The organism is Antarctobacter sediminis (genome assembly GCF_019218285.1).
GTDB classification, from domain to species: Bacteria; Pseudomonadota; Alphaproteobacteria; order Rhodobacterales; family Rhodobacteraceae; genus Antarctobacter; species Antarctobacter sediminis.
In genome coordinates this window covers 124,155-133,849 of sequence record NZ_JAHUZG010000007.1, presented here as the reverse complement: position 1 = coordinate 133,849, position 9,695 = coordinate 124,155, and the positions used below count along the sequence as shown (strand labels likewise).

Here is a 9,695-nt window from a genome sequence, read left to right as displayed (position 1 = left end):
GGCGGGCTGACCTTCGCGGATCTGACGATCACCACGGTGGCGGGCGGCGAACGGATCGCGCTGACCTCGGATCCGTCGGTCTTCATCACGCTCGAAGGGCTGAACCCCGGCGACGTGACCGCGGCGGATTTCGTCTGAGGCGATCCCCGCCGGATACGGCGGGGCGTGTGGGGTTACGGCGTTTCGGGCGGTGACAGATCTTTGGTGAGCTGGTCGAGGGCGTCCAGCAGATCCGCGATTCGGTCGGCCCCCAGCCGTTGCTCGATCTCGGCATAGATCTTGGCGCTGACCTGTCCGGCCTCGTGCAGAAGGGTTTCGCCCTTTTCGGTCATGCGGACCAGCGTCCTGCGCCGGTCGTTCTTGTCCCGTTGTTGCGCGATCAGGTCCTGCGCTTCCAGCGCCTTGAGGATGCGTGACAATGACGGCGCAAGCACACAGGCGGCCCGCGCCAGTTGGGTCGCATCTATCTCATTTGCTTCCTGAATCACCCGAAGGACGCGCCATTGTTGTTCGGTGATGTCGATCTCGCGCAGCATGGGCCGAAAGCGTTCCATGACGGCCTCACGCGCCCGCAGCAATGCGATCGGCAGGGTGCGTTGGGTGGTCGAAAGCGGAAAGTCTGGGGCGGTTGGGGGTGTCATGGGACTCTCCGGTTGACAGGGTGATATTTATTTAACATGTTAAGCGTCAAGGGGAGGGCGAAACGATGCCGCATCTGAGGGTGGAATATTCGCCGGGACTGGAGGCGCTGACCGACATGCGGGCGCTCTGTGGCAGGCTCCATGGGGCCATGGTGGAAACGGGGTTTTTTCCGCTGGCCGGAATCCGGATCAAGGCGCATCGCTGCGACGAGGTCTGCGTGGCTGACCGGCATTCCGACAATCATTTTCTGGCCCTTGAGCTGTCCGTTGGCGCAGGACGCAGCAAACCCGCGCTGGCGGCGGCGGGTCAAGCTGTCTTTGCCGCCGCACAAGAGGCCGTGGCCGATTTGCTGGCGCAACCGCATTTCATGCTGTCGCTGGAAATTCGCGAAATCGATCCGGAGTTGAGCTGGAAAGCCAATCCCGTTCACGCCCGCCTGAAGGCGGAGAGCTGAGAGGATGTCATGAGTGATCTGACCCAGAACCTGTCCAAAGCCGAGGCTGCGCTGGCACGATTCAAACGCGATGGTGTGTTGAACCATATCGGCGGTGCCGAGGCCGCAGCCGTTACGGGCGCCCGGTTCGAGACGATCTCTCCCGTGGATGGCAGTGTGCTGGCACCGGTGGTCAAGGGCGATGCACAGGACATCGACGCGGCTGTTCGGGCGGCAAGCGAAGCCTTCGAGGCATGGCGCGACATGCCGGGCAAAGACCGGCGCGCGATCTTGCACAAGGTCGCCGATGGCATCGTGGCCCGGGCCGAGGAAATCGCGCTGGTCGAAAGCATGGACACCGGGCAGGCGATCCGCTTCATGTCCAAGGCGGCGATCCGCGGGGCCGAGAATTTCCGGTTCTTCGCTGACAAGGCGCCCGAGGCGCGCGACGGCCAGACCCTGCACGCGCCGGGCCAGATCAACATGACCTCGCGCCGCCCCATCGGACCGGTTGGCGTCATCACTCCCTGGAACACGCCGTTCATGTTGTCGACCTGGAAGATCGCCCCGGCTTTGGCGGCGGGTTGTACGGTGGTGCAGAAACCGGCCGAGTTTTCGCCCATGTCGGCAAAGCTGCTGGTCGAGATCGCCGAAGAGGCGGGGCTGCCGCCCGGTGTCCTGAACGTCGTGAACGGGATGGGAGAAGATGCGGGCCGTGCCCTGACCGAACACCCCGGCATCAAGGCGATTGCCTTTGTCGGCGAAAGCCGCACCGGTTCCATGATCATGCGGCAGGGGTCCGAGACGCTGAAGCGTGTGCATTTCGAACTGGGCGGCAAGAACCCGGTGATCGTTTTTGACGACGCGGATCTGGAACGCGCGGTGGATGCGGCGGTTTTCATGATCTATTCGCTGAATGGCGAGCGCTGCACCTCGTCTTCGCGGCTATTGGTGCAGGACACGATCTATGATGACTTCTGTGCAAGGGTGGCCGAGCGTGCATCTCGCATCAAGGTTGGGCATCCTCTGGACCCGGAGACCGTGGTTGGCCCGCTGATCCACCCGGTGCATGAAAAGAAAGTGCTGGGCTATTTCGACAAGGCGCGCGCCGAAGGAGCGACCGTGGCCGCCGGGGGTGTGAAGGTTGGCGAAGAGGGCTGTTACGTGGCCCCGACGCTGTTCACCCATGCCAACAACAACATGGCTGTGGCGCGGGAAGAGATTTTCGGCCCGGTGCTGACCGCGATCCCTTTTGCCAATGAGGCAGAGGCGATGTCGATTGCCAATGACACCGACTATGGGCTGACCGCCTATCTGTGGACCAATGACCTGACCCGCGCGCTGCGCATGACCGAGCGGCTGGAAGCGGGCATGATGTGGGTGAACTCGGAGAACGTTCGCCACCTGCCAACACCCTTTGGCGGGGTCAAGGCCAGCGGTATTGGCCGCGACGGCGGCGACTGGTCGTTCGATTTCTACATGGAGACGGTCAACGTCAGCTTTGCCACCGGGGCGCACAGGATTCCGAAGCTGGGGGGATGAATCGGCCCTGCGGGCCGTGTTCGAGTATTTGGACCAAGAAGAAGCCAGGGCAGTGCCGAACGGCAGCGGAGGAGGAGAGAATGGGCGAACTGGTATTGGCGGCCAAGGTCACGCATGTGCCGACCATGCTGATGTCGGAGCAGGAGGGGCCTTTGAAAGGCTGCCGCCAGCAGGCCATCGACGGGCATCGCGAGATCGGGCGGCGCGCGCGCGCGGCCGGGGCGGATACCTTCGTGGTGCTGGACACCCATTGGATGGTGAACGCGGGCTATCACGTCAACGCGCTGCCGCGTTTCACGGGCTGTTATGCCAGCCACGAGTTCCCGCAGTTCATCCGGGACATGGACTATGACTATGACGGCAACCCGGCCTTGGGGGATCTGATCGCGGAATATGCCAGCGCCGAGGGGACGCATACGCTGAGCCATCAGGTCGAAAGCCTTGATCTGGAATATGGCACGCTGGTGCCGATGCGGTTCATGAACGCCGACCGGGCGCTGAAGGTGGTTTCGGTCTCGGCCATGTGTCAGGTGCACAGCCATGAGAGTTCACGCAAGGTGGGGGTGGGTATCCGCAAGGCGATCGAGGCCAGCGATGCCAAGGTGGCGCTGATTGCCTCGGGGTCTTTGTCGCATCACATCTGGCCGACGGAGATTTATGCCGAGAACAATGGCACCTTTACCATTTCCAAGGAGTTCAACCGGCAGGTGGACCTGATGGTGCTGGACATGTGGCGGCGCGGCGACATCGAGACCTTTCTGAAGATCCTGCCTGATTATGCCGAACATTGTGACGGTGAAGGCAATATGCATGACACCGTGATGCTGATGGCGGCGCTGGGCTGGGATGGCTATCGCGGGCGCGGCGAGGTGATCGGCGCGTATTTTCCAAGCTCCGGCACGGGGCAGGCCAATGTTGTCTTTGATCTGGAGGGCGCGTGATGCCGATCCCTGACCCTGTTCTTTACCCGCCCTTCAACATCGTGCGTCTGAGCCATGTTGAATACGGGGTGACGGACCTTGCCGCCAGCCGGGCCTTCTACGTCGATACGCTGGGGTTGCAGGTGACCGAAGAGACACCGGAAATGCTGTGCCTGCGCGCGATGGAGGAGCGTGGGCATCATTGCATGGTGCTGCGCAAGGCCGATGCGGCTTCGGTCCGTTACCTGTCTTACAAGGTCTATTCCGAGGAGGACCTGGACAAGGCGCATGACTGGTTCGTGGCCGAGGGTCATGCGGTGGATTGGGTGGACCGCTCACATCAGGGGCGGACGCTTCGCACCCATGATTGTTTCGGCGCGCCGATGGAGTTCTATTTCCGCATGGACCGGCTGCCGCCGATTCACCAGCAGTACAAGCTATACCATGGGGTCAAACCGCTGCGGATCGACCATTTCAACTGTTTCGCGCCGGATGTGGACAGGGCCGTGGAGTGGTATGGGCGGTTGGGGTTCCGGGTCACGGAATATACCGAGGACGACGAGAGCAAACGGCTTTGGGCGGCCTGGATGCATCGCAAAGGGGGCGTGCATGACGTGGCCTTTACCAATGGCACCGGGCCGCGGCTGCATCACACCGCCTTCTGGGTGCCGACGCCTTTGAACATCATCGACCTGTTGGACCTGATGTCGACCACCGGCTACCTCGCGAATATCGAACGGGGGCCGGGCCGGCACGGGATCTCCAATGCTTTCTTCCTGTATATCCGCGATCCGGACGGGCACCGGATCGAGATCTATTGTTCGGATTACCAGACGGTGGACCCGGACCTTGAGCCGATCCGCTGGGATCTGAAGGATCCGCAGCGCCAGACCCTGTGGGGCGCGCCGGCACCACGATCCTGGTTCGAGGAAGGATCGGTTTTTGACGGGGTGGAACCGGTGGCGGCGGTCTTGCGGGCGACGCCCATCGTGGCACCTTGACGGGCGCGCCTTTGGCACGACCGGGGGAGCGCGCATATGCGCGCGGGTTGGGGGCGCTGCCCCCGGCTCTGCGAGCCTCCCCCGAGGTATTTTGACAACCAAAGAAGCACGGGGCGGCGAGGCATGAATTGGGATGAATTCGCGGATTGGGGGGCGAAGGCTGCGGCGTTCGGGGCCCGCTACCACGCGGGGTTGCGCGACAGGCCGGTGCGGCCGGATGTGGCGCCCGGGGATTGCGCTGCGCGTCTGGGACAGGTGCCGCCGGAGCAGGGCGAGGCCATGGAGGCGATCTGGGCGGATTTCGAACGGATCGTGCCGGATGGGCTGACCCATTGGCAGCACCCGCGCTTCTTTGCCTATTTCCCGGCCAATGCCGCGCCGGTTTCGATGCTGGCCGAGATGCTGGTGAGCACTTTGGCGCCGCAATGCATGTTATGGCAGACCTCGCCCATGGCGACCGAGATGGAAGGTGTCATGATCGACTGGCTGCGGCAGGCCATGGGCTTGCCGGATGGCTGGTCGGGGGTGATCCAGGATTCGGCCTCTTCGGCGACCCTGTCGGCGGTTCTGACAATGCGTGAGCGGGCGACCGGCTGGACCGGGAACCGCGAGGGCTTGTCGGGCAAGGGGCAGTTGCGGATCTATTGTTCGGATCAGGTGCATTCGTCGATCGACCGGGCCTGTTGGGTGGCCGGGATCGGGCAGGAGAACCTTGTGAAACTTGGCACTACGGGCGCGCCGGGATTTGGCATGGACGTGGCTGCCTTGCGCGCGCGGATTGCCGAGGATCGAGCGGCGGGGCATGTGCCCGCGGGGATCATCGCGGTGACCGGGGCGACCGGGGTGGGCGCGTGGGATGCGTTGACCGGGGTCGGGCAGGTGGCGCAGGAGGAGGGCCTGTACCTGCATCTGGATGCGGCATGGGCCGGGTCGGCGATGATCTGCCCCGAGTTTCGGGTAGAGTTCTGGCCCGGAGTGGAGCTCTGCGACAGCATTGTTTTCAACCCGCACAAATGGCTGGGTGCGCAGTTCGATTGTTCGGTCCAGTTCCTGAAGGATCCCGGCCAGCAGATCGACACGCTGAAGATCGAGCCGGAGTACCTGAAGACCTCCGGATCGGAGGTGGTGAATTACTCGGAGTGGACGATCCCTCTGGGCCGGCGGTTCCGGGCGCTGAAGCTGTGGTTTCTCTTGCGCTACTACGGGTTGGAAGGATTGCGGGCGCGGCTGCGCAACCATGTGGAATGGGCGGGCGAGGTTTGTGAGGCCCTGCGGGCCGCCGGATTCGAGATCGTGACCGAACCGATCCTGTCGCTGTTCAGCTTCCGGGGGGCGGGCGATGACGCGGCACAGCAGGCGCTGGTGGATGCGATCAACGCGGACGGGCGGATCTATGTCACGCAAGGGTTGCACGCCGGGCGCAAGGTGATCCGGTTCCAGGTGGGGCAGTTCGACTGTACCCGCGACGATGTTCTGATGGCGGTGGATGTCATCACAGAGATTGCGAGGGCAAAGCCATGATGACACCTCATTTCGTCACGTACCGTCACGAGGGGCGGCTGTCCTACGGGTTGCACACCGGGGAGGGGGTAATCGACCTGTCGACGGCCAATCCGCACTATCCCACCCTGCGCGAGGTGATCGCGGCGGATGCGCTGAAAGAGATCTTCATGCAGGGGGCGGGGCGCGCTGCGGATCTGCCCTTGGAGGCGGTGGTCTTGGAGCCGCCGATCCCGGCGCCGGAAAAGATCATCTGTGTCGGGGTGAACTACCCTGACCGGAATGCCGAGTACAAGGACGGGCAGGCGGCGCCGTCGAAACCTTCTTTGTTCATCCGGTTCCCGGGGTCTTTCGTGGGCCATGGCGCGAACCTTGTGCGACCACCGGAATCGGAACAGCTGGATTACGAGGGCGAGATCGTTCTGGTGATTGGCAAGGGGGGGCGGCGTATTCCGCGCGAGGCGGCCTATGACCATGTTGCGGCGCTGACGCTTTGCAACGAGGGGACGATCCGCGACTGGGTGCGGCACGCCAAGTTCAACGTCACGCAGGGCAAGAACTGGGATCGGTCGGGGGCAATCGGTCCTTGGCTGGTGCCTTTCACCAATGCCGCGCAACTGGATGATATTGCGCTGGAAACCCGCGTGAACGGCGAGGTGCGTCAGCAGGACCGGACCTCGCGGATGATTTATGACTTCCGCTATATCGTGAACTACGTCTCGACCTTCTGCACATTGGTGCCGGGGGATGTGCTGATCTGCGGCACCCCAACGGGGGCGGGAGCGCGACTGGACCCGCCGGTCTGGCTGAAGCCCGGGGATGTGGTCGAGGTCGAGGCCGAGGGGATCGGTACCCTGCGCAACGGGGTGGAGGACGAACAGTGACCGAGGATGAGGTACACGCCGCCGCGCAGGCCTTGGTGAGGGCCGAGGCGGGGCGGCAACAGATCGGCCTTTTGTCACTGGCGTATCCGGGGATGACCATGGATGACGCTTATGCGGTTCAGGCCTCATATGTGACGGCGCGGCAGGCGCAGGGGCGGCGACAGGTTGGCTGGAAGATTGGCCTGACCTCGCGGGCGATGCAGGATGCGCTGGGCATCGAAACGCCGGACAGCGGTGTGCTGCTGGATGACATGGTGTTCGAAAACGGTGGCGTGGTGCCCAGGGGGCGGTTCATCCAGCCACGCGTCGAGGCCGAGATCGCCTTTGTCATGAAGGCCCCCTTGCAGGGGGTGGTGACGCGGGAAGAGGTGATCGCCGCCACCGACTACGTCTGTGCGTCGCTGGAGATCCTTGACACGCGGATCCTGCGCAGGGATCCGGCCAGCGGACAGCTGCGGAACGTCTGTGACACCATCGCCGACAATGCCGCGAACGCCGGAATTGTGTTGGGGGACCGGCAGGTGAACCCTCGGCTGGTGGATCTGCGCTGGACCGGCGCCATCGTGGCGCGTGATGGTGTGGTCGAAGAGACCGGGCTGGGCGCCGGGGTGCTGAACGATCCGGTGATGGGCATCGTCTGGCTGGTCGAGCGACTGGCCGGTTACGAGCAGGGGCTCGTGGCGGGGCAGGTGGTCTTGTCCGGTTCTTTCATTCGCCCCGTGGAGTGCCCGCCGGGTTGCATGGTCGAAGCGGATTTCGGTGAGTTCGGCGCGGTCGCCATCAGTTTCGAATAAGCGGTGCCGGAAGGGCGGGAAAGGCTGCTTCAGGGCTCACCAGTAAACAAGCCTGTCGCCTGTGTCCCGGGGCCACCGCTCGCTCTTGATGGCCTGAACCGGACCGGGCCGTGATGCAAGGGCAAGCCACCTGCGGTGGGGCTGCGCCCCCTTGCATCCCGCCCCCGCCCGGCTCTTTTCGGCATCAAGCGAGGGGCGGCTCCGGGAAACAGGCGGACGGCAGGGCGTTACCGGGCCGGTTCGACGCGCATCTCCTGGCGCAATTTGCCGGTGGCACGGTCGAAGATCAGGATGCGGTCGTCGGTGGTGACCACGGCGTACCAGTCCACGCCCTGGGTGTAGGCGCTGGCTGTTGTGCCATCGGGCAGGGTGATGACCTCTGGCAGCGGCGCGCGGGCATTGCTATAGCGGTGCCAGATCAGGCCGAGGATCCCGATGATCCCGGCAATCATCACCGCCGTCAGGATCGTGACAAGCACACGCAGAAAGCGCAGCGAGGGCGGTTCGGGCAGATCGTCTTCGGGATCGGGAGAAGCCATGGACATCCTTCGGGTCGAAATCGCGGACAATCCGCCGCCGCGCCTTGATAAGGCGCTGGCGCGCGATGTGCCAGAGGCGGCCGCGCTCTCGCGGACCCGGCTGGCGCGGTTGATTTCCGAAGGGGCCGTCACGCGCGGCGGGGCGGTTCTGGATGATCCCAAGGCCAAGGTCGCGGCGGGCGATGTGATCGAGATCGCGGTGCCGCCGCCCGAGGATTACGATGTGTTGCCGCAGGACATCCCGCTGACCGTGGTCTGGGAGGACGAGGATCTGATCGTGGTCGACAAACCGGCAGGTATGGTGGTGCATCCTGCCCCCGGATCGCCTGACGGGACGCTGGTCAATGCGTTGCTGCATCATTTCGGCGGGGCGCTGTCCGGCATCGGCGGCGAAAAGCGGCCCGGGATCGTGCACCGGATCGACAAGGATACCAGCGGTTTGCTGGTGGTGGCGAAATCCGACCGGGCGCATCACGGGCTGGCCGAACAGTTCGAGAAACACTCGGCGCGGCGGGCCTATCTTGCGCTGGCGCATGGTGTGCCGGATCTTGCCGATCCGCGGCTTTTGGGCACGCGCGGTGTCTCAGCCGGGCCTGAGGGCGGCGTGACGATCACCAGTGGTCTGGCGCGGCACCGCACCGAACGGCAGAAACAGGCGGTCTATTTCAACGGGCAGGGACGGCATGCGATCACCCATGTCCGGACGTTGGAACGCTTTGGCCAGCCGGCCGGTGTCAGCCTTGTGGAATGCCGTCTCGAAACCGGGCGCACGCATCAGATCCGTGTTCACATGGCCCATGCGGGTCATGCTCTGATCGGTGATCCTGTCTATGGCGGGCGTCGCAAACTGTCGGAAAAGGCGCTGGGCGCGGCCTATGAGCCGGCCAGAGGGTTCAGTCGACAGGCGCTGCACGCGGCGGAACTGGGCTTTGATCATCCGGTGACGGGTGAGGCGCTGATGTTCCATAGCGATCTGCCGCCGGACATGGCCAACTTGCTGGCTGCTTTGCGCGCGATTTGAATTGATCAAGGGCCGTATTGGCCAGTGCTTAGGAGAGCCCATGCGCATCAACCTGATGTACAGCGACGTCGCCGGTGAAAGCCATTGGCGCGATGTGGATGTAACCCTGACCGAAACCGTCTTTGCGCCGCCTGCGCAGGACATCCTTGTTTCGGCCCCGGAAGAGGCGCGCGCCATGGTGTTCCTGTCGATGCAGGCAGGCTGGGACGAGCCGATCCATCCGACACCCAAGCGGCAGACGCTGTTCTGTCTCAGGGGGCGGTTGCGCGTGACCACCAGCGATGGCGAAACGCGCGAGATCGGGCCGGGCGACATCCTGCGTATGGAAGATACCACCGGCAAGGGGCACCATACCTGTGTGATCGGCGAGACGGATTTCGAAGGCGTGATCGTTCAGGCTGAATGACACGATGCGCGCT

General features: G+C 63.9%; 11 protein-coding genes. 9 read left to right on the top strand and 2 right to left on the bottom strand.

The features are described from left to right. Positions 1–173: 173 nt before the first annotated feature. On the bottom strand, positions 174–641 hold the full coding sequence (gene hpaR, locus KJP30_RS23055; protein WP_218451889.1) for a homoprotocatechuate degradation operon regulator HpaR: 468 nt from the start codon (positions 639–641) through the stop codon (positions 174–176). A gap of 65 nt (positions 642–706) precedes the next feature. On the opposite strand from hpaR, the gene KJP30_RS23050 reads away from it, so the two are divergent. From KJP30_RS23050 to hpaH, 7 genes are all read left to right on the top strand, one after another. Continuing rightward, positions 707–1,096, top strand: coding sequence for a 5-carboxymethyl-2-hydroxymuconate Delta-isomerase (locus KJP30_RS23050; protein ID WP_218451888.1), 390 nt, complete (start codon positions 707–709; stop codon positions 1,094–1,096). A 9-nt stretch (positions 1,097–1,105) separates the two neighbouring features. Next, positions 1,106–2,617, top strand: a complete 1,512-nt coding sequence (gene hpaE / locus KJP30_RS23045; protein ID WP_218451887.1) for a 5-carboxymethyl-2-hydroxymuconate semialdehyde dehydrogenase — start codon at positions 1,106–1,108, stop codon at positions 2,615–2,617. Between the two features lie 80 nt (positions 2,618–2,697). Next, the gene (gene hpaD, locus KJP30_RS23040) at positions 2,698–3,558 is read left to right on the top strand and encodes a 3,4-dihydroxyphenylacetate 2,3-dioxygenase (RefSeq protein WP_218451886.1); all 861 of its coding nucleotides are present in this window, start codon (positions 2,698–2,700) and stop codon (positions 3,556–3,558) included. Continuing rightward, positions 3,558–4,538 (top strand): 3,4-dihydroxyphenylacetate 2,3-dioxygenase, encoded by a 981-nt coding sequence (gene hpaD / locus KJP30_RS23035; protein ID WP_218451885.1) that lies wholly within the window; start codon positions 3,558–3,560, stop codon positions 4,536–4,538. The genes hpaD (KJP30_RS23040) and hpaD (KJP30_RS23035) overlap by 1 nt, the downstream gene beginning before the upstream one ends. Before the next feature lie 123 nt (positions 4,539–4,661). Further along, entirely contained in the window at positions 4,662–6,059 is a 1,398-nt protein-coding gene (locus KJP30_RS23030) for a pyridoxal phosphate-dependent decarboxylase family protein (RefSeq protein WP_218451884.1), read from the top strand. Beyond that, positions 6,059–6,922, top strand: coding sequence for a fumarylacetoacetate hydrolase family protein (locus KJP30_RS23025; RefSeq protein ID WP_218451898.1), 864 nt, complete (start codon positions 6,059–6,061; stop codon positions 6,920–6,922). Before KJP30_RS23030 ends, KJP30_RS23025 begins: the two co-directional genes overlap by 1 nt. Further along, complete coding sequence (hpaH, locus tag KJP30_RS23020; RefSeq protein ID WP_218451883.1) at positions 6,919–7,716, top strand: 2-oxo-hept-4-ene-1,7-dioate hydratase; 798 nt, start codon at positions 6,919–6,921, stop codon at positions 7,714–7,716. Before KJP30_RS23025 ends, hpaH begins: the two co-directional genes overlap by 4 nt. 227 nt (positions 7,717–7,943) lie before the next feature. Here the strand turns inward: hpaH and KJP30_RS23015 are convergent, their stop codons facing one another. Next, positions 7,944–8,255: a DUF6476 family protein gene (locus KJP30_RS23015; RefSeq protein WP_218451882.1), complete on the bottom strand. Its 312-nt coding sequence runs from the start codon at positions 8,253–8,255 to the stop codon at positions 7,944–7,946. On the opposite strand from KJP30_RS23015, the gene KJP30_RS23010 reads away from it, so the two are divergent. Both KJP30_RS23010 and KJP30_RS23005 read left to right on the top strand, forming a co-directional pair. Further along, positions 8,254–9,276 carry an RluA family pseudouridine synthase gene (locus KJP30_RS23010; RefSeq protein WP_218451881.1) on the top strand — a complete coding sequence of 341 codons (1,023 nt, stop codon included), beginning with the start codon at positions 8,254–8,256 and terminating at the stop codon, positions 9,274–9,276. The two genes, KJP30_RS23015 and KJP30_RS23010, sit on opposite strands and share 2 nt — an antisense overlap. A 40-nt stretch (positions 9,277–9,316) precedes the next feature. Further along, entirely contained in the window at positions 9,317–9,682 is a 366-nt protein-coding gene (locus KJP30_RS23005; protein ID WP_218451880.1) for a cupin domain-containing protein, read from the top strand. Positions 9,683–9,695: the final 13 nt, after the last annotated feature.